Annotated in this window: 18 protein-coding genes; 5 read left to right on the top strand and 13 right to left on the bottom strand. The window is 72.9% G+C overall.

The genetic code is table 11. The features are described 5' to 3' along the window. The first annotated feature begins 10 nt into the window (after positions 1-10). Entirely contained in the window at positions 11-1234 is a 1224-nt protein-coding gene (locus E2C06_RS11225; protein ID WP_133288699.1) for an FG-GAP-like repeat-containing protein, read from the top strand. Positions 1235-1263: 29 nt separating this feature from the next. On the opposite strand, the gene E2C06_RS11230 is transcribed toward E2C06_RS11225, so the two are convergent. Then, on the bottom strand, positions 1264-2178 hold the full coding sequence (locus tag E2C06_RS11230; protein WP_133288700.1) for a TIGR01459 family HAD-type hydrolase: 915 nt from the start codon (positions 2176-2178) through the stop codon (positions 1264-1266). Between the two features lie 11 nt (positions 2179-2189). Then, complete coding sequence (locus tag E2C06_RS11235) at positions 2190-3242, bottom strand: quinone-dependent dihydroorotate dehydrogenase (protein ID WP_133288701.1); 1053 nt, start codon at positions 3240-3242, stop codon at positions 2190-2192. A 357-nt stretch (positions 3243-3599) separates the two neighbouring features. Between E2C06_RS11235 and E2C06_RS11240 the strand changes: the two genes are divergently transcribed. Further along, a complete protein-coding gene (locus E2C06_RS11240; protein WP_241671219.1) occupies positions 3600-4490 on the top strand; it encodes a DMT family transporter in 891 nt (296 codons plus the stop codon). A 205-nt stretch (positions 4491-4695) separates the two neighbouring features. Beyond that, positions 4696-6831, top strand: coding sequence for an EAL domain-containing protein (locus E2C06_RS11245; protein WP_165982333.1), 2136 nt, complete (start codon positions 4696-4698; stop codon positions 6829-6831). Positions 6832-6917: 86 nt separating this feature from the next. Here the strand turns inward: E2C06_RS11245 and E2C06_RS11250 are convergent, their stop codons facing one another. Then, positions 6918-7268 carry a DUF952 domain-containing protein gene (locus E2C06_RS11250; RefSeq protein ID WP_133288704.1) on the bottom strand — a complete coding sequence of 117 codons (351 nt, stop codon included), beginning with the start codon at positions 7266-7268 and terminating at the stop codon, positions 6918-6920. 85 nt (positions 7269-7353) lie between these two features. Between E2C06_RS11250 and htpG the strand changes: the two genes are divergently transcribed. Then, positions 7354-9183, top strand: a complete 1830-nt coding sequence (gene htpG, locus E2C06_RS11255; protein ID WP_133288705.1) for a molecular chaperone HtpG — start codon at positions 7354-7356, stop codon at positions 9181-9183. A 129-nt stretch (positions 9184-9312) separates the two neighbouring features. On the opposite strand, the gene E2C06_RS11260 is transcribed toward htpG, so the two are convergent. Both E2C06_RS11260 and E2C06_RS11265 read right to left on the bottom strand, forming a co-directional pair. Further along, positions 9313-9759 carry a cell wall hydrolase gene (locus tag E2C06_RS11260; RefSeq protein ID WP_133288706.1) on the bottom strand — a complete coding sequence of 149 codons (447 nt, stop codon included), beginning with the start codon at positions 9757-9759 and terminating at the stop codon, positions 9313-9315. Beyond that, a complete protein-coding gene (locus tag E2C06_RS11265) occupies positions 9756-10088 on the bottom strand; it encodes a hypothetical protein (RefSeq protein WP_133288707.1) in 333 nt (110 codons plus the stop codon). Before E2C06_RS11265 ends, E2C06_RS11260 begins: the two co-directional genes overlap by 4 nt. Positions 10089-10161: 73 nt before the next feature. Between E2C06_RS11265 and E2C06_RS11270 the strand changes: the two genes are divergently transcribed. Next, the gene (locus E2C06_RS11270; RefSeq protein ID WP_241671220.1) at positions 10162-10386 is read left to right on the top strand and encodes a helix-turn-helix domain-containing protein; all 225 of its coding nucleotides are present in this window, start codon (positions 10162-10164) and stop codon (positions 10384-10386) included. Positions 10387-10522: 136 nt separating this feature from the next. On the opposite strand, the gene terL is transcribed toward E2C06_RS11270, so the two are convergent. The 8 genes from terL to E2C06_RS11305 all read right to left on the bottom strand — a co-directional run bounded on the left by terL (position 10523) and on the right by E2C06_RS11305 (position 18463). Continuing rightward, positions 10523-11965 (bottom strand): phage terminase large subunit, encoded by a 1443-nt coding sequence (terL, locus tag E2C06_RS11275; RefSeq protein WP_133288708.1) that lies wholly within the window; start codon positions 11963-11965, stop codon positions 10523-10525. Beyond that, a complete protein-coding gene (locus E2C06_RS11280) occupies positions 11940-12260 on the bottom strand; it encodes a hypothetical protein (RefSeq protein WP_133288709.1) in 321 nt (106 codons plus the stop codon). Before E2C06_RS11280 ends, terL begins: the two co-directional genes overlap by 26 nt. 5 nt (positions 12261-12265) lie before the next feature. Then, positions 12266-14095 carry a phage tail fiber protein gene (locus tag E2C06_RS11285; RefSeq protein WP_241671221.1) on the bottom strand — a complete coding sequence of 610 codons (1830 nt, stop codon included), beginning with the start codon at positions 14093-14095 and terminating at the stop codon, positions 12266-12268. Then, a complete protein-coding gene (locus tag E2C06_RS39260) occupies positions 13989-14582 on the bottom strand; it encodes a hypothetical protein (RefSeq protein WP_241671222.1) in 594 nt (197 codons plus the stop codon). Before E2C06_RS39260 ends, E2C06_RS11285 begins: the two co-directional genes overlap by 107 nt. Positions 14583-14678: 96 nt before the next feature. After that, complete coding sequence (locus E2C06_RS11290; protein ID WP_133288710.1) at positions 14679-15119, bottom strand: hypothetical protein; 441 nt, start codon at positions 15117-15119, stop codon at positions 14679-14681. Beyond that, positions 15119-16993 (bottom strand): hypothetical protein, encoded by a 1875-nt coding sequence (locus tag E2C06_RS11295; protein WP_133288711.1) that lies wholly within the window; start codon positions 16991-16993, stop codon positions 15119-15121. Before E2C06_RS11295 ends, E2C06_RS11290 begins: the two co-directional genes overlap by 1 nt. A gap of 2 nt (positions 16994-16995) precedes the next feature. Beyond that, positions 16996-17565, bottom strand: a complete 570-nt coding sequence (locus E2C06_RS11300; protein ID WP_133288712.1) for a hypothetical protein — start codon at positions 17563-17565, stop codon at positions 16996-16998. 64 nt (positions 17566-17629) lie between these two features. Continuing rightward, positions 17630-18463, bottom strand: coding sequence for a phage capsid protein (locus E2C06_RS11305; RefSeq protein WP_133288713.1), 834 nt, complete (start codon positions 18461-18463; stop codon positions 17630-17632). Positions 18464-18618: the final 155 nt, after the last annotated feature.

Consider the following 18618-nt stretch of genomic DNA (forward strand, 5'->3'; position numbering starts at 1 on the left):
GAGATGAGGCATGGCGATAGTCTTGGGGACGCCAGCGCGGGATGGGGTGTCCGCCGGCAGCGGCGGTGACCTGGTCATTGCCGGGCGCGGCGACGACTTCGTGGTTGCGGGCGCCGGCCCCGATGTCTTCGCCTTCTCCCCCGGCGACGGGCAGGACTGGATCCAGGGCTTCACCCCCGGCGTCGACAAGCTGCAATTCGCCGGCGGGGTGACGCCGGGCGGCATCAGCGTGCAGTCCACCACCCTGCTCGGCGTGCAGGGGCTGGCGGTTTTCTACAATCCCGGCACCTTCGACCTGGCCTTTCTGGCCGGCGTCAGCGCGCTCGGGCCGAATGATCTGATCTACCAGTCGTTGCCGCCGGTCTATTTCGCGCCGCATGCGCCGAACACCAATGGCGACGCGACCTCCGACATCCTGTTCCAGACCTCCGCCGGGACGCTGGTGAACTTCATGATGGTGGGCGCGACCGTCGGCGGCGCCGCCGTCCTCGGCAACCCGCCGCCCGGGTACAGCGTGGCCGGGGAGGGCGACTTCAACGGCGACGGCCGCAGCGACGTGCTGCTGCGCGGCGCCGACGGCACGCTGCTGTCCTGGCAGCTGAACGGCGCCGCGGCGCCGGTCGAGGGCGTGATCGGCGCGCCCGGCGCCAGCTGGCGGGTCGATGGCGTGGCCGATTTCAACGGCGACGGCCGGGCCGACATCCTGCTGCACAATACCGACGGCACGCTCGGCATCTGGCAGATGAACGGCACCACGATCGAGGCCGCGACCAGCTTCGCCAATCCTGGCAACACGCTGTCCGTCGCCGGCACCGGCGACCTGAACGCCGATGGCCGGGCGGATGTGCTGCTGCGCGCGGCGGACGGCACCCTGACCCAGTACCTGATGAATGGCGGCGCGGTGCTGTCGCAGTCCATCCTCGGCAATCCCGGCGCCTCGCTGCAGCCGGTCGGCATCGGCGACTTCAACGGCGACCGCCACAACGACATCCTGCTGCGTGGCGATGATGGCACGCTGACGGACTGGAACCTGTTCGGCGGGACGCTGACCACGGTCGCGACGCCGGGGCCGCGGACCGAGGTGCAGTACACCGGCGACTACAACGGCGACGGCACCGACGACATCCTGCTGCGCGGCTTCGACGGCACCATCACGCTGCTGCAGATGTCGGGCGGCGTGCTGGTGGCGGTGCCGAACGTTACCAATCCGGGCAACGACTGGGACATCGTCTGAGCCAGGGCTGACCGCGCCCGGGCGCCGCGCTACCAGCGCAGCGCCCGGATCGCGGCGATCGGGTCCACCCCCTCGCGCAGCGCCACCTGGCGCAGCAACTCGGGCGAGGGGTCGTCGCCATGCTCGTGCTCGGCGAGGCCGGTCAGCGCCCAGAGCGCATCCAGCCCGGCTGCCTGGGCGCCGGCCAGATCGGTATGCGGCGTGTCGCCGATGGCAACGACCCGGCGGCGGTCGGTGATGCCGAGGATCTCCAGCACCGGGTCGTAGACCGCGGGGTCGGGCTTGCCGACCTCGAAGATGAGGTCGTCGGGCGACCGATCCAGTCCTTCGCGCCCTGCGGTGCCCCGGCCATCGGACGCCAGGATCGGCTTGTAGAGGTCGGCCAGCGCACCGGCGCAGATCAGCCGCTCCCCGCCCACCATCACGTGGCGGTCCGGGTTCACGCAGAGCATCGGCAGCCGGTACTTGGCCGCGGCCTCCAGCGCCGGCATGTAGCGCGACGCGTCGTGCGCGCCGCGGTCGGGATCGGGGCCGGTGTTCAGCAGGAAGTCGGCCTCGGCCGCATCCGCCACCAGCTCGGCCGCGCGGTCCTCGGCCACCGAAAGGTCGCGGTCCGGGCCGATATGGAAGGCGCGCGGTCCGAGCCGGGCGAACCAGGGATGGTCCTTCGCCTTCAGCATCCGCCAGGCGATCTCGCCCGAGGACATGATGCCGTCGTAGAGGGCGCGGTCGAGCCCCATGCGGTCCAGCATCTCGCCGATGAACCAGGCGCGGCGCGGCGCATTGGTCAGGAAGACCACGCGCTTGCCGCGGCGCTTCAGCTCGCCCAGGGCCTCCGGCACGCCGGGATAGGGGCGCTTGCCGTCATGCACCACGCCCCATAGGTCGAGCACGTAGCCGTCGTAGCGGTCGGCGATCGGCGCGATGCCGTCGAGGATGTCCAAGGCTCTCTCCTTCAGCAATCGGCGCCGACCGCATCGCCGACGTGGGCGAAGCCGTCCCGCCGCAGCAACGCGGCAAGCTCCGCCTTGATGCGCGGGACCAGCGCCGGCCCGGCATAGGCGAAGCCCGCATAAAGCTGCACGAGGGACGCGCCGGCGCGGATCTTCGCATAGGCCTGCGCGCCCGAGGCGATGCCGCCGACGCCGACCAGCGTAAGCCGCCCGCGTGACAGCCAGTAGACCTGCCGCAGCATCGCGGTCGAGCGTTCGAAGAGCGGCTGGCCCGACAGCCCACCGGCCTCGGCGCGATGGCGGCTCCGCAGCGTCGCCGGCCGGGCGATGGTGGTGTTGGAGACGATGAGCCCGGCGACGCCATGCGCCACGCAGGCCTCGACGATCGGGCCGAGCGCGTCCTCGGCCAGGTCGGGCGCGATCTTCACCAGCAGCGGCGGGCCGCCGCCGCCGCGCACCGCGGCGATCGCCTCGAGGATGCCGATCAGCGCCGCCTCCCCCTGCAGGTCGCGCAGCCCCGGCGTATTGGGGGAGGAGACGTTGACCGCGACATAGTCGGCGAGCGGCGCCAGCGCCGCATAGAGCGCGGGGTAGTCGCGGCGCGGCTCCGCGCCTTCCTTGTTCACGCCGATATTGGCGCCGAGCACCGCCGGCAGCGGCCGCGGCAGGGCGGCGAGGCGGGCCCGGTAGGCTTCCAGCCCGGCATTGTTGAAGCCCATCCGGTTGATGACGCCGGCATCCTCCTCCAGCCGGAACATCCGTGGCCGAGGGTTGCCCTGCTGCGGCCGCGGCGTGACGGAGCCGGCCTCGACGCAGCCGAAGCCGAGCCGCATCAGCGGCAGCACCGCCTCGGCATTCTTGTCGAAGCCGGCGGCGAGGCCGATCGGGTTGCGGAAGCGCAGGCCGAGCGCGCTGGTCGCCAGCAGCTGGTCGTCCTCGCCCCGGTTAGACCCGGCAAGGCCGGCCTTGAGGGCGCGCAGCGCGAGGCCGTGCGCCGTCTCGGCGTCCAGGCTGCGGATCAGGGGCATCAGGGCGGAGGCGAGGCGAGGGGTCATCGCCGCGGTGAATGCCCGATGCGGAGGGCCAGGGGAACCCGTTTCCCGACCCGCCGCTGGCCAGGCCATCCACCATGCGTCCCGGCGGCGCCACCCCGTTCATCGCCGGCGGACGCCAGCCCGCCCGCCTCCGGCAACGCCAGCCCGCACGCCTCCGGCGGGCGTCGGTCCGTGCGCCTCCGGCGGGCGTCAGTCCGTGCGCCTCCGGCGGGCGTCGGTCCGTGCGCCTCCGGCGCAGCCCACCCCCGCGCCGCCGGAGGCTCGGCAAGCCCGGCGGCGTCTGCGATACCGGGGCGACTGTCGGCGGGGTCCGGCCTCGCCCATCAAGCAACCATCCAGGCCCCGGGAGGATACCGCGTGAAGGGACCAGCGCTGCTGCTGGCCGGCATCGTGCTGTTCAGCCTGCTGGACGCGAACAGCAAGCTGCTCTCCGGCCAGTATGGCGTGGGGCAGGTGATCTTCCTGCGCTATGCCGTCCTGGTCCCGGCCTTCCTCGCCGCCCGGGCCATCCGCCCCGGCTTCGGTGGCCCGCTCGGCACCCGACGGCCCTGGCTGCATGCCGTCCGCATCCTCGCCATGATGATCTCGGCCTCGAGCTTCTTCCTCGCCTTCCGCCGGCTGCCGCTGGCCGAGGGCTACCTGGTCTTCTTCACCGCCCCTTTCCTTACCCTGGCCCTGTCCGCCCTGATCCTGCGGGAGCCGGTGCCGCGCGCCGCCTGGGGCTGGTGCCTGGCCGGCTTCGGCGGGGTGCTGCTGGCGGTGGCGCCGAAGCTCGGCGGCGGCGGCGGGCCGCTCTCCGGCTACCTGGCGGTCTTCATCGGCACCATCGCCTTTGCCGTCTCGCAAACCGTCAACCGCCGGCTGCGGGACGAGCCCGGGCTGGTCGGCGTGGTGCTCTGGCCCGGCCTGGTCGGGCTGTTGGTCTTCGGGCCGATGGCGGCGCTCGACTGGGTGCCGGCGCCGCCGCTCGACCTGGCGCGGCTCGGCCTGAACGGGGTGCTCGCGGGCAGCGCGGTGGTGCTGACCGCGGCCGCCTACCGCCATGCCGATGCCGCCCGGCTCGGCCCCTATGGCTTCGTCGCGCTGCCGGTCTCGGTCGGGCTCGACCTCGGCCTCTGGGGCGTGGCGCCGGACCCGGCGACGCTGCTGGGCGGGGCGGTGGTGGTCTTCGCCTGCGTGATGAGCGAGCGGGCGCGGCGGGCGGAGACCGCTCCCCTGGCCGCGGCGCGGCAGCCGGCACCGCCCTGACGCATCCTGGGTGGCAACGGAACGAATTCTAACGGATTCGATTGCACGAGGTCACAATCCAGCGACTAATAGGGCGTCAATCCTCGCCCGACCGGTCTCGCCGAGGAGATGCGGTGCAAGGAGCAACGATGTTGCGCGTCTGGATTCGCGGGTCGTTGGCCGGATCGGCCATCCGGCACCCCGCGCCGAGGCCATGAACAGCGGGGTGTCGCCCGCGCTGCTGGCTGCGCTCCAATCCGCTCCGGCGGGCTGCCCGGGGATGGGCTGCGCGATCGTGGCCGAGCGCGAGCGGGCCCTGATCGAGGCGCTGGGCGTCGCCGTCTACATGGTCGATGCCGCCGGCCGGCTGACCTTCTACAACAGGGCCGCGGCCGAGTTCTGGGGCTGGTCCCCGCCGCTGCAGGACCAGCGGTGGTGCGGGTCCTGGCGGCTCTTCGCCCCGGACGGCACCCCGCTGCCGCACGACCAGTGCGCCATGGCGGCCTGCCTGCGCGAAGGCCGGCCGATCCGTGGCCGCTGGGTCTATGCCGACCGGCCGGACGGCACGCGGGTCGCCTGCGCCCCCTTCCCGACCCCGTTGCACGACGCCGCCGGCCAGGTGGTCGGCGCGGTCAGCGTGCTGGTCGACATCTCCGAACTGCAGGCTGCCGAGGCGGCGCGGCAAGCCAGCGAGGCCCGCTTCCGCGCCGCGCAGGAAGCCGCGCCGCAGGGCTTCCTGGTCGCCCTGCCGCTGCGCGACGCCGCCGGCGGGGTGGTGGACTTCATCCTCGACTACGCCAACCCCGAGGCGGCGCGGCTCTTCGCCCATACCCGGATCGAGATGCAGGGCGCCTCGCTGCGCGCGCTGCTGCGCGGCGACCCGCGCAGCGACGCGCTGATCGAGGGCTATGCCGGCGTGCTGGCCAGCGGCGAGCCGCTGCACCGCGAGGTCAGCTACGCGGTGCCCCGGGGCGAGCTCTGGATCCGCAGCCAGACCATGCGCCTCGGCGACGGCATCGCCATCGTCTTCGAGGACATCACCGAGCGGAAGGCGGCCGAGGCACACATCCGCCACCTGGCGCTGCACGACGCGCTGACCGGCCTGCCGAACCGCATCGCCTTCCAGGAACGCCTGGCCGAGGCGGTCGCGGCGAAGCAGGGCGTCGCGGTGCTTTCGCTCGACCTCGACGGCTTCCGGGTGGTGAACGACGCGCTGGGCCATGGCGTGGGCGATGCGCTGCTGCGGGAGGCGGCCGCGCGGCTCGGCCTCTGCATCGAGCCGGAGGACCTGGCGGCGCGGCTGGGCGGCGACGAATTCGCCCTGCTGCTGAGCGGCGCCCCGCCCGCCACCCTGGCCGGCGAGACGCTGCGGAGCCGCGCCGCCGGCATGGCGCGGCGGCTGCGCGAGGCCCTGACCCGCCCCTTCCTGCTGGGCGAGTACCGCGCCAGCATCGGCGTCACCATCGGCATCGCGGTGGCCGAGCGGGACCAGCCGGTGCCGCAGCCGGAGACGCTGCTGCGGCATGCCGACCTGGCGCTGTTCCACGCCCGGGTGGAGGAGCGCGGCGGCCTCCGCTTCTTCGCCCCGCCCATGGCGGCCGAGCGCGAAACGCGCCTGCTGTTGCATGCCGACCTGCGGGAGGCGCTCAGCACCGGCGCGGTGACGCTGGCCTACCAGCCGATCTACGACCTGAGGCAGAACCGGCCGACCGGGTTCGAGGCGCTGCTGCGCTGGACCCATCCGCGGCGCGGCCCGGTGCCGCCGGCGGAGTTCATCCCGATCGCCGAGGAGACCGGGCTGATCCTGCCGCTCGGCGAATGGGTGCTGCGGCGGGCCTGCGCCGATGCCGCGACGCTGCCGGCCCATGTCAAGGTGGCGGTCAACCTGTCGCCGGTGCAGTTCGTCGGCGGCGAGGTGGCGCGGGTGGTGCGGGAGGCGCTGGACGCCGCCGGCCTGGCGCCGGAGCGGCTGGAGCTGGAGATCACGGAATCCGTCCTGCTGCAGCGGAACGACGCGGTGCTGGCCAGCCTGCGGGAGCTGCGGGCGATGGGCGTGCGCATGGCGCTCGACGATTTCGGCACCGGCTACGCTTCGCTCGGGTATCTCCGGACCTTTCCCTTCGACAAGATCAAGATCGACCAGTCCTTCGTGCGCGACGCGGTGGCGCGGCCGGATTGCCTGGCGATCGTCCGCTCGGTCGCGGGCCTCGCCGCCGAGCTCGGCATGACGGCGACGGCCGAGGGGGTCGAGGGGCCGGAGCACCTGGCGATGGTGCGCGGCGCCGGCTGCGCCGAGGCGCAGGGCTACCACCTGGGCCGGCCGCTGCCGCTGGCGGAGATCGGCGCGCTGCTGGGTCGTTAGGGAGCAAGCCTGGAAAGGGTATCCTTCGCCTATCCCCTCGTCCGTTTCGGAGGGGGGTGGTATCTCTTCCTGTTGCCCACTTTCCCTCAGGGGATCCCCGCTGGAAACACGTGCAGCCCGTCCGCCCCGAGCGGCAGCGGGGTGACGGCCGCAACCGCCGTCAGCGGCAGCGCGCCGTAGAGATGCGGGAACAACCCCGCCCGGCTGCCGGCCGGCTCCCAGCGCAATGCTTCGCCGAGCGCCGCCGCTTCCACCGCCACCAGCAGCAGGTCCGGCTCCCCCGCCCGGTGCTTGGCCGCGCTGGCGCGGAGCTGGCCGGCCGCCGAGAAATGCAGGAAGCCGTCGCGCCGGTCGTCGGCGCTGCCGCGGTACTCGCCGGTCCGCTCGGCCTGCCGCCAGTCCGCCGCGCGGACCATGGTGTAGATCGTCGCGTCCATCCCTGACCCTCCGTCCCGGTTGAAAGCCGGGCAGGGCTCCCGCATATCGCCCCTCGTTTCAGACGTCACCTGTTGGGGGAACACCGTGAGTGAGACCGTGGAGCGGCACGAGTTCGGCGCCGAGGTCGGGCGCCTGCTGGACCTGGTGGTGCACGCGCTCTATTCGGAGCGCGAGATCTTCCTGCGCGAGCTGGTGGCCAATGCCGCCGATGCCGTCGACCGGCGGCGGTTCGAGGCGCTGACCGATCCCGCCCTGACGCTGCCCGAGGCGCCGAAGCTGCGCATCCTGCCGGACAAGGAAGCCCGGACGCTGACCATCTCCGATGCCGGGATCGGCATGGGCAAGGCCGACCTCGTCGAGCATCTCGGCACCATCGCCCGGTCCGGCACCCTGGCCTTCGCGAAGTCGCTCGCCGAAGCGCCGGCCGCCGACAAGCCGAGCCTGATCGGCCAGTTCGGCGTCGGCTTCTATTCCGCCTTCATGGTCGCCGACCGGGTCGAGGTCACCTCGCGCCGCGCCGGCACGGAGGAGGCCTGGCTCTGGGCCTCCGAGGGCCGCGGCGACTACACCCTGGCCCCGGCCGAGCGGGCCGAGGCCGGCACCGACATCGTGCTGCACATGAAGGGGGATGCCGAGGAATTCCTCGAGCCCTTCCGGCTGCAGACGATCATCCGCAAATGGGCCGACCACATCGCCATCCCGATCACCGTGGCGCGGGACGGCCAGGACGAGCCGGCGAACGAGGGCACCGCGCTCTGGCGCAAGGCCAAGTCAGACGTGACGGAGGAGCAGTACGCCGAGTTCTACCGCCACGTCGCGCACGCCTTCGACACGCCTTGGGCGACGCTGCACTGGCGGGCCGAGGGCATGCTCGACTTCGCCGCGCTGCTCTTCGTCCCCGGCATGAAGCCCTTCCAGGCGGTGGAGGGCGAGCGCGAGAGCCGCGTCCGCCTGCATGTCCGCCGGATGTTCATCACCGAGGAGGCCGGGCTGCTGCCGCCCTGGCTGCGCTTCGTCCATGGCGTGGTGGATACCGAGGACCTGCCGCTGAACGTCTCCCGCGAGATGCTGCAGGCCACCCCGGTGCTGGCCCGCATCCGGAAGGCGGTCACCGGCCGCGTGCTGTCGGAGCTGAAGGCACGCGCCAAGGAGCCGGAGGACTACGCGAAGTTCTGGGAGAATTTCGGCCCGGTGCTGAAGGAGGGCATCTTCGAGGATGCCGAGCACCGCAAGGACATCGCCGTCCTGCTGCGCTTCCGCTCCTCGGCGGTGGAGGGCTGGACCTCGCTCGCGGACTACGTGTCGCGGATGAAGGAGGGGCAGGAGGCGATCTACGTCCTCTCGGGCGACGACGCCGCGGCACTCGCCGCCTCGCCGCAGCTCGAGGGCTTCCGCGCCAAGAGCGTCGAGGTGCTGCTGCTGTCCGACCACATCGACGCCTTCTGGCCCGACCGGCTGACGGAGTTCGAGGGCAAGCCGGTGCGCAGCGTGACGCAGGGCACCGTCGACCTCTCGAAGGTCGCGGGCGGCGAGGCGGCGGGCGAGGCCGCCGACGTCACCGCCCTGCTGGCGCTGCTGAAGGAGGCGCTGAAGGACCAGGTCTCCGAGGTCCGCGCCACCGGCCGGCTGGTCGACAGCGCGGTGGTGCTGGCGGCGCCGCAATACGGCCCCGACCTGCAGATGCAGCGCCTGCTGCGCCGCGCCGGGCGGGAGACGGGCGGGGCGCTGCCGGTGCTGGAGGTGAACCCGCGGCACGCGCTGATCGCCAGGCTGGCGGCGAATGCCGCGGGCGACCCGCTGCTGGGCGAGACGGCCGGGCTGCTGCTGGACCTGGCGCGGGTGCAGGACGGCGACGTGCCGCGGGAGCCGGCGGCCTTCGCCAGGCGGGTCGCGGCGGCGCTGGCGCTGGCGTGAGAAGGTAGGACCGGGGAGGAAGTATCCTCCCTGGACCCTCCTCTATGTTCCTGAGCCTGGCGCTCGTCACGCGGCGAATCCCGAGCCTGCAAAAGATCGGGAAGGGAATGCTTCTTTCCCTCCCCGCCCTTACCCCAACCGATAGAAGACCAACCCGCCGATCTCGGCGCTCGGCACCTGCCCCAGCGCCCAGCCCGGCAGCACCTCCGCCGCGTGCCAATGCGTCGCCCCCTCGGTCGGGTCCGGCAGCACGCCGGCCGCGGCGCGCGCCGCGACGCGGCGGCAGATCGCCAGGTCGCCGTCCTCCGCCCGGATGGCTTCCAGCAGCGCCGCGCGGCGCGGGTGCCGCGGCATCCAGCAGCCGAACAGGAAGGGCGCCCGGCAGGCGCGGGCCAGCAGCGCCGGCCAGGTCTCCCCCATCGCGCCGCCCGGGGCGAAGCGGGCGAGTGCCGCAGCGTCCACCGCCGCCTGCCGCGCCCGGTTCACCACCAGCGCCGCCAGCGCCTCGATCGCGCGAACCGGCCGGTCGCCGGCCTCGGCACGCAGCGTCAGGGCAAGGATCTCGGGGGCCGTCACGCCACGTCCTCCCCCACCACGCCGCGGCTGCGGCCCGTGGGCTGGGTGCAGCGCCGCACCTCCTCGAGCTTCGATTCAATCCGCAGCAGGTGCTGCGACAGCCGCTGGTCGACGTCGCGGATGAGGGAGAGCGGCACATAGGCCCGCGCCACCTCGAGCTTGAACTCGGCCAGCTCGTCGCGGGTGCGGGTGACGACGTCGCTCTCGCGCTGGTCGCCGCGCTCGATCCGGTCCTGCATGTCGCGGCGCATGCCGTGCAGCATGTGGAACAGGGCGGCGACGATCGGCGCCTCGATCACCGTGATCCACCAGGTCGGCTCGATCTGCATGGCGGGTCTCCTTGAAGGGTGGGCCCGGCACGCCCACCCTGCGGGGATGCGCAACCGGGACGATGCGAAAGCCGTGACGACGTGGGACGAGCCCTATCTCGAGAGCTGCTGCCGCTCGGCGCTGCACCGGCTGACGCTGGTGGGGCCGCCGGGACGGCCGGACGGGCTGAAGGACGGGCCCTGCCTGGCGCGGCTCGACGCCATGGGCTTGGCGCGGCGGCGCGAGGACGGGCGCTGGGAGATGACCGAGGCCGGCACCGCGCGGCATGCGCGGGAGGTGCTGCGGCGGGAGGGATAAGGCCAGGGAGGAAGTATCCTACCCGGCCCCACCTCTTTTTCCCGGAGTCGGCAGGCGCCTCGCGGCGCATGCGAACCCACAGAAAGGAAGGGTGGGGCTTGGGGAGGGAATACCTTTCCCTCTCCAAATCTTCCCGCTACGCCCCTCGCCAGGGCGTGCCGCGCATCGCCGGCGGCAGCTGCGGCAGCCGCACCGGCTCGTTCAGCAGGCAGCCGGCGACCGCATCCAGCGCGTCGTCCCGGCCATTCGGCGCATCCGGCCGCCAGGCCGCCATCTCCGCCACGAAGCGCGTGCGGAAAACCCCGGCATGGGCATGCAGCCGTCGCCCGGCCAGGGCCGGGTCGAAGGCCGACAGGATGCGCTCGGCCTTGGCGCGGCGGCTGGCATGCTCGATCACCGCGCAAGGCGCATTGGCGCGCGCGAGTTCCCGCCGCAGCAGCGCCGGCAGGAAGCGGCCGAGCCCATTGGTCTCGACGCGCACCACCGGCAGCAGCAGGTCGCGCAGCACGCCGGCGACCGCCTGGCATTGCTGCGTTGCCGGGTCCACCGCGCTGTCCGGGTCGTGCGTCAGCCAGGCGAGGCGATGCAGGTAGCTGTTGGACTCGCCATCGACATAGACGCAGGCCAGCACGCTGGCATCGCCCGTCCCCGGCCGCCCATAGGCCGGGTCCCAGTAGCCGCCGCCCGACAGCAGCCGCCGCCCGAGCAGCGAAAGCTGCGCCCGGCCGCCGGCTTCCCGGTACTCCGGCTCCTCCGCGTAGCGGACGATGAGCGCGGGATCGAGCCGCAGCGCCGCCGCGGCGACCGGCTGCAGCAGCATCTGCCGCGCGAAGGCGAGCGGCCCGACGCGGCTGCGCAGTGCCTCGATCCCGGACGACGTGAAGCGTTCCGGCCAGGCGCTCTCGCCGTTCGCGTCGAGGAGCGGCAGCACCAGGCGCCGGTAGCCCTGCAGGAAGGCGTCCACGGCCGCCGGTGCCGCGTAGATCGTCTCGGCGCAATGCGGCGTGCCGACGAACAGCAGGGTGCCGCCCGGCACCAGGATGAACTCGCATTCCGCCAGGCGGGTCCGCAGCTCCTCCCGCTTCGCCGGCGTGTCGCAATTGCCGGCGATCTCGACGTCGTCGCAGACGATGAGATCGGCGCGGGTGCCGGTGATGTTGCCCGTCAGGCCCTGCGCCAGCATCGAGGGATCGCGCAGCACCGCGCGGCGCTGCACGGTGAAGCGGTCCATCGCCCAGTCGCCCGGGCCGCTCGGCCGCAGCGCGGCGCAGAGCGGGTGGCGTTCCAGGATGCGCCGCACCTGCGCCACCATCTTCACCGCCAGGGCCTGGTCGGCCGCCAGCACCAGGATGCGCGTATCGGGTTCGCGCAGCAGCCGCCAGGCGCAGAACAGCCCGACCATGGTCGACTTGCCGCAGCCGCGGAAGGCCATCAGCAGAAGCCGCCGGTCCTCCGCGTCCTGCCGCGCCTCCAGCCAGCGGGCGATGCGGCGATGCGGCGCCGGCGTCGGCTGGCCCTGGAAGCGGTTCCAGATCCAGGCGAATTCGAGGAAGTCAGGGCTCTCCTCCTGGCTCGCCATCGGGGTCCTCCTTCGCGTCGGTTGGGTCGTCGGCAATGCTGCGGCGCGCCTCGGCGAGGAGCGCGCCGACCGCGTCGATCTGCGCCGGGTCGCCGGCCGCCTCGGCGCGCTTCTCGATATCCGCGAGATGCGCGATGGCGGCGCGGCCGGCGGCGTTCCAGGCGGCGAAGTTCTTCGGGTCGCTCCGCTCCGCCGGGTCCACCGGCGTGGTGAGGAAGTCGAGATAGGCGTCGAAGACCAGCTGCGCCGCGGCGGCATAGTCGAGGTCGAGCTTCAGCCCGCGCCGGTTGGCCATGCGCGTCACGCCCGCGGCTTGACCGCGCGCACCAGCAGCGTGCCGGCGGCGAGGTCGATGGCCTGCGTGCCGTGCCGATTGGTCGCGCGCGCGGTCACCGTGCCGGCGGCGCCGGTGGTCGTCACCGCAGCGGACCATTCGACGAAGGCCGAGGCCCCGCCGGTGAAGCCGGCCTGGACGAAGTCGCCGTTCTGCACGTTCGGCAGCGTCACCGCCTGCGTCGCGCTGGTGCCGGCGGCGATGCCCGGCGGGTCGTAGGCGAGCGAGGCCGAGAGTTCCCGCGCGCCCCAGGCACGGCCGGCACCGGCCAGCACCATCGGCGCCTCGGTCGCGGGGACATAGAGCCGGAGCGACTTCAGCACCGCGGCGGCATTGCCGCCGCGCACGCCGATGACGGCGAAGGCGGCGTCCGGTGCCAGCGTGATGCGCTGCAGCCGGTTCAGCGCCAGGCCGCCGGTCAGGCTGTCGAGGTCGGCATTTCCCTCCCACCAGTAGGATGGCGCGCCCTGGAACACCGCGTTCATGTTGGACCAGAGCGCCGGCGCGCTGCCGTCCAGCACGGCCTCCGCCGCGTCGAACTGCATCGCCATCGGCCGCAGCCCGCTGCCCTCGGCCGCCAGGAAGAACTCCTTGCAGGTGCTGCAATCGACGACGAAGGCCAGCGCCCGGCTGGTCGGCAGCGTAACCGTGTCGGCGTTCAGCCCGATGCTGGAAAGGCCGGCGAAGCAGAAGCCGTTGAGCGTCGCGGGCGGTCCGGAAGGGTTGCCGGACAGCACCGCCAGCCCCTCGAAGCCGGTGGAGGCGCTGTCCCAGCGGAAGGCGCGGGCGCGGATGTTGGATGCCTCGGCGACCAGCCGGGGCGTGCCGAGCGCGGCAGCGGCCTGGTGCAGCGGCAGCACGGTGCCGCCGGCCCGGGTGGCGCCGGCATAGTCCACCGCGCAGCCGGCGAAGCCGTAGGTGCCGACATAGCCGACCTCGTAGCGCGCGTCCGAGAATCCCCCGGTATGGCGCGCGACGAAGGGCGAGCAGGCCTCCATCCGCACGCCCTGCGCGATCAGGCCGCGGCCGTCGACTTCCAGCAGGAAGGGGATGGCATCGACCGTGCCGGGCGTGCCCTGGCGCTGCAGCTCGAAGGCCGGGCCCAGGAAGTGATGCGCATTGTGCAGCCGGTAGGCGCCGGCGGCGGCCGAGAGCCGCACGCCGAAGCGGCCGATCCCCGGGTTGGTCCCGCTCGAGCAGGCGAAATGCCCGCCCTGGTGCCGCAGCGAGTTCATCCAACCGCCGGCGGTCAGCGTGCGCAGGTCGAGGCCGATGCGGTTGTCGACGATGCGGCCGTAGCGCAGGTCGCTGTCCTCGCAGCCGCGCGCATCGCCCACCAGCTGCACGCCGATGGTGAAGCGCTCGGCACGGCGGATATCGACCACGCAGGCATCGATGTTGCGGATGCGGATGCCGACGTCGGCCTCGTCCAGCCAGTCGCTCTGCAGCGCGCGACAGGCCGCGAGTCCGGTATAGGATTTCCGCTGGTTGTTGGCGCTGCCGCCATCGCCGAGCGTCAGCGCGGCATGGCCGCCCGGCCCGGCATAAAGGATGGTGCCGCGCATCGAGAGCCCCGCCGCGGCGCCCGGCAGCAGCAGCGGCATGGTGGTGCGGAAGCTGCCCTCGCCGATCTCCAGCAGCTTGCCGCTGGCTGCCGCGGCGTTCATCGCCGCCTGCAGGGCCGGGCCGTCATCCGCCGCACCGTCGCCGACCGCGCCGAAGTCGCGGGCCGAGAGGTGCTCGGACAGCTTGTCCTCCACCGTGCGCGGGATGCCGCCGGGGAAGGGGGCGGACATGGTGCCCTCGCCGCGGTAAGACCGTGACGCCGCCGGTGCTGTCGAAGCCGAGCAGCCGGTTGGCGCGGACCGCGGGCAGCGGCAGCGTCGCGGCGCCGCCGACCTCGGACGGGTCGAGCCGCAGTGCGTTGCCGAGCTCCTCCTTCACTTCCTGCAGCGCGGCGACCTGGTAGTCCAGCTCGTCGTTCAGCGTGCGGGCGCGGAGGATGCCGTTGGCCTGGAAGTCGGTGGTGCGGGCGACCGCCAGGTTGCGCCGCAGCGTGACGCGGCGCGCGGCGGCGGGCGGCGCGTCGAAGACCACGCTGCCGCCCGCCGAGGCACCGGCGCCGGTGACGCTGTAGCCGGCAGCCTGCACGAGGCCGTCGAGGCGCACCTCGAGATCCGCCTCGGCGAAGATGGGGAAGGGATAGATGAAGCTCGCCTGGGTACCATCGGCCAGGTACTGCACGCGCGGCGCGACGTCGCCGATCCTGATGTGCTCGTCCATCGGGCGAAGGACTCCGAAAAGAGGGGTGTGGGGGGGACCATGTCCCCCCTTCGGCTGCGCCAGGAGGGTTGGCGTGGCGGCTGCTTGCGCGGCCGGCTAGTCCAGCAGGCTGCGGGAGGCGAAGCCGAAGGTTCGGCCGCTCTGCAGCAGGGCGGAGAAGGTGCCGTCCGGGTTCAGCAGGCTGATGCGGCCCTGCGCCAGGCGGGCGCGCAGCGTCGCGTCGTCGGCGTTCTGCGCCGCGGCGGCTTCCTGCGTGAGGCCCGCGGTCAGCGCGCCGGCCGAGCCGCCATCGGGCGCGACGCCGGAGGCCGCCAGCCGCGCCCGGGTGGTGGCGATGGTCTTCGAGAGCGTCAGCGCGCGCTGCTGGGCGTCCTGCTGCTGCTGGGCGAGCAGCGCCTGCTGCCGCGCGGCCTCCTGCTGCTGCGCGATCTGCACCTGCGCCTTGTTCAGCGTGTTCTGCTGCTGCGCCTGGCGGACATTGCCGTAGATGGAAGCGCCAGCCCCGACCAGGGTGGCGAGCGAGGCGAGTGCGGCCATCAGTCGGTGATCCTCATGTCCGTGGTGACGGAAAGCAGCGTCATCGGCAGCGGCGTGTCGTCGGCGATGCGCCAGAGCGGCGCCAGCGCATCGCGCTGCCAGCCGATGCCGCGCAGCCGGACGTCGCCGGTGAAGGCGGGCGGCGCCGCGTCCAGCAGCGCGGTGCCGAGCCGGCGGAAGGTGACGGGCACCGGCCCGCGGCCGAGATCGACCGCGAGCGCCTTGGTTTCCAGCAGCCGGAAGGTGACTGCGACCAGACGCAGCGGCGCCGCGCCAATGCCGCCGGGGATGGCCAGGTCGGCGGGCAGCGGATGGATCTCGTGCGCGAAGGGCAGGCCGGCCTGGACGCTCCGCGCCGGCGGGTCGAGCGTGACCGCGCCGGCGGTGACCGTCGCGGTGCCGCGCGGCGCGCCGTCGGCGAGGATGCCGAGGGTGCGGCCTTCGAGGTGGCCGAGGCCGGACCAGATGTCCTGTTCCGCCGCCGCGCTGCCATCCAGCGCGGCGTCGAGCGCACATGTGTCGTCGAAGCGCTCGAGCCGCGGCTTGCCGGCGCGCTCCACCACCGCCCAGACCTTGCCCTCGATATCGGCCAGCGAGCGGACCAGGCCGTCGGTCTCCTGGCCGGTCCAGGCGGTGACCTGCTCGGCGCGGTAGAGGGTCAGCGTCGCCAGCCGGCCATCGGCCATGGCCACGTGCAGCAGGCGGCGGCGCTGGTCGTAGGTCATCGCCACCGGGTCCCGCACCAGGTGCTGCGAGACCAGCGCCAGGTCGTTCGCCTGGTAGAGCTGCTGCAGGTCGGTATAGGTGAACTCGAAGATTCCCCGCCCGCTGCGCGCGGCGAAGATGGTCGAGCCGTCGACGTCCACCGGCTGCACCAGCCGCGCGACCGGCGAGCCGACACGGGTCTGCCGGTTGAGCTGGATGCTGCCCGGCGTCAGCGGCGTGCCGCTCACCATCCATTCGGCGCCCGAGGTGAAGACCTGCAGGTGCTGGCCGGAGAAGACGCCGCGGATCGCGTTCACCTGGTCGGAGACCAGGCCGAACTCGATCGCCTGGTCGTCGAGCCCGGTGCCGGGGTCGAAGTTGAACAGGTCGCCGGTGCGCGACAGCCAGAGCCGGTTGGGCAGGTCGCGCGATCCGCCCAGAACCAGCCTGTCCTGGTGGAAGCAGAGCGTGACGGGCCAGCCGCGCACGGCGGAGAAGGCGGCCTCGTCCCAGTCCGCCGTCGCGGCGGTGCCGGACAGCGTCTCCTCCACCGTCGCCGTCGCCTGCGTCGCGCCGGCGACGGCGGTGACCAGCAGGCGCTTGCCGCCGAAGCGGAACCGCACGCCGGCATGGCCGGGCTGGAAGACGGCGGCGGAGGCGGTCAGCGTCACCGTGCCGGTGGTGGCGGAGGCCGCGAGTGTGGCATCGGAGAAGCGGTGGAAGGGCTCGCGCGAGAAGCTCCAGGGCGCCACGCTCCAGGCGGTGTGGCTGGTGCGGGTGACGCGCTGCGGCACCATGTCGGGGTGGCAGAGCAGCAGCGTGTCGGCGCTCTGCGTAAAGGCCAGTTGCGGCAGCATCGCCGCGGTCCAGGGGCCGGCGACCTGCGCCACCTGCGCGTCGCCGACGAAGACGGCAAGCGCGCCTTCGGTCAGCACCAGCAGGTAGGCCTGCTCGGTGTTGAACTCGAAGGCGATCAGCTTCGCATCCCCCGGCAGCATCGCCACGTGGCGCAGGCCGGGGCGGCGGGTGACGCCGCCGGTCGGCTGGATGAAGACGTTGCGCAAGCGCCGCGCGCCGTTGGCGGTGGCGCGCAGGTCGGGCCGGCCGAGCAGCTCGGGCGCCAGCTCGCCGGCGGTGAAGCTGGTCTTCAGCGTACGGATCTGCGCCATGCTCAGCCCCGCACCGAAACCAGCGGGAAATCCTCGATCGCGCGCGGCGTCGCCTGCTGGCTGTCGGCCCGGCGTGCCGCGCGGAACTCGGCCTCGGCCTGCGCCGCCAGCAGCTGGGCGCGGGCGGTGTTCTCGGTCACGGGGATGCAGAACTCGGCGGCCAGGCGGGCGACAAGGGCGGCGGCGAAATGCGGCGGGAAGCCGCTCTCCTCCGGGCGGAATATATGGGTCAGCACCACCTGTTCGGCGTCGCAGTGCAGCCGGTCCTCGAGGATCCGGTAGGCGAGGCCGCGGCCGCGATCCGGATGGCCGGCCGAGAGCGTGCGGAGGATGTTCGCGGGCAGCTGGAAGGCGTGCCGGAAATCCGCCGTCGGCATCGCCGCCAGCCGCGGCAGCGTCGCCTGGGCAGTGGCGAAGCTCCAGGGGTGGGCCGCCAGCAGCGCGTCGCGGATGCCGGGATAGAGGTTGGCCGCGACTTCGGCCTCGGCGGTGCCTTCGTCGAGCGAGGCGATGGGCTGAGCGCCGAGCTTCAGCAGCGCGCGCGCGCAGAGCGCGAGGGCGGAGAGGGCCATCGGGGAACTCCGGCATGAGGGGGACGTGGCCCCGTCCCGGACGGGACGGGGCCGGGATGCGCCGCTATTCCTTGCAGCGCATGCGGACGAGGCCGGTATCGGCCACCAGCACCGCGCCCTGGCTCATCATCGTGTTGACGAAATGCGCGGCGCGGTCGCCGTGCCAGGTGATGTCGGTGCTGATCTCGGCCGCCGCGGCATGGCCGATGGCGGTCTTGTGGTAGAAGTAGCAGTAGCGGAGCGCGCCGTTCCTGGTCAGGCCGCTGTGCGGGATCCAGGTGGCGCCGAGCCAGCGCTTCGCCTGCGTGCCCTTCCACGGCAGCTCGGCATCGCCGACGTACTGCGCATTGGCGAATTCCTGGATGGTCAGCAGCTCGCTCCACTGCTTCCAGCCGACCACGGCAAAGCGCTGGCCGTCATCCGGCACGTCGGCATTGCCGAGCATCTGGAAGGCCAGCAGCACCTTGGCGCGGGTCAGGCCGTCGGTGTCGGTCTCGCCGCTGCCGGTGCCGACCGCCTCCCGCGTGCCGCTGTCCATCGCCGAGATGATCAGCTCGTCGGTCTTGCGGCCGAGGGCATAGGCGCCGGCATTGGCCGCCACCGTGCGCTCGTCGATGTTGGTCTTCAGCTCGTCCATCCGGTCGACCCAGTCGCCGGCGTAGTAGTCCTGCAGGAAGCACTCGACCGAGGTGTGGTCGATGTTCATCACCGGGACGACGCCGTTGCGCGCCTTGGCTGCGGCGGTGCCGGTGCCGACCTTCTGGAAGATGGTGGAGGCGCCGCGCACCTCCGACTTGCTGCGCACGGTCGGGCGCAGCTTGGAGCCCTGGCGCTGGTAGGCCTCCTGCACCTCGGCCTGGTACTGCTTGATGAAGGCCTGGTCGATCGAAGCGGACATGCTGCGGTCCTTCTCTGCGGTTCGGGGAAATGCGCGCCGTGCCGGTTGGCCGGCGATGCCGGGCCGGCACGGCGCGCGCGGCCGCGCGCCCGCATCTGCGGGTTGGGCGCGGCCGTGAAGGGGGCGGGGGCGGGCGGCGCGCGGCAGCCTCAAGG

The sequence above is a fragment of the Dankookia rubra genome (assembly GCF_004355005.1).
GTDB classification, from domain to species: domain Bacteria; phylum Pseudomonadota; class Alphaproteobacteria; order Acetobacterales; family Acetobacteraceae; genus Paracraurococcus; species Paracraurococcus ruber_A.

Coding starts and splice junctions, on each gene's coding strand:
- E2C06_RS11225 (WP_133288699.1), top strand. CDS start 11: ATGGCGATAGTCTTGGGGACGCCAGCGCGGGATGGGGTGTCCGCCGGC.
- E2C06_RS11235 (WP_133288701.1), bottom strand. CDS start 3,242: ATGACCCCTCGCCTCGCCTCCGCCCTGATGCCCCTGATCCGCAGCCTG.
- E2C06_RS11250 (WP_133288704.1), bottom strand. CDS start 7,268: ATGGACGCGACGATCTACACCATGGTCCGCGCGGCGGACTGGCGGCAG.
- E2C06_RS11265 (WP_133288707.1), bottom strand. CDS start 10,088: ATGCAGATCGAGCCGACCTGGTGGATCACGGTGATCGAGGCGCCGATC.
- terL (WP_133288708.1), bottom strand. CDS start 11,965: ATGGCGAGCCAGGAGGAGAGCCCTGACTTCCTCGAATTCGCCTGGATC.
- E2C06_RS11280 (WP_133288709.1), bottom strand. CDS start 12,260: ATGGCCAACCGGCGCGGGCTGAAGCTCGACCTCGACTATGCCGCCGCG.
- E2C06_RS11285 (WP_241671221.1), bottom strand. CDS start 14,095: ATGTCCGCCCCCTTCCCCGGCGGCATCCCGCGCACGGTGGAGGACAAG.
- E2C06_RS39260 (WP_241671222.1), bottom strand. CDS start 14,582: ATGGACGAGCACATCAGGATCGGCGACGTCGCGCCGCGCGTGCAGTAC.
- E2C06_RS11290 (WP_133288710.1), bottom strand. CDS start 15,119: ATGGCCGCACTCGCCTCGCTCGCCACCCTGGTCGGGGCTGGCGCTTCC.
- E2C06_RS11295 (WP_133288711.1), bottom strand. CDS start 16,993: ATGGCGCAGATCCGTACGCTGAAGACCAGCTTCACCGCCGGCGAGCTG.
- E2C06_RS11300 (WP_133288712.1), bottom strand. CDS start 17,565: ATGGCCCTCTCCGCCCTCGCGCTCTGCGCGCGCGCGCTGCTGAAGCTC.
- E2C06_RS11305 (WP_133288713.1), bottom strand. CDS start 18,463: ATGTCCGCTTCGATCGACCAGGCCTTCATCAAGCAGTACCAGGCCGAG.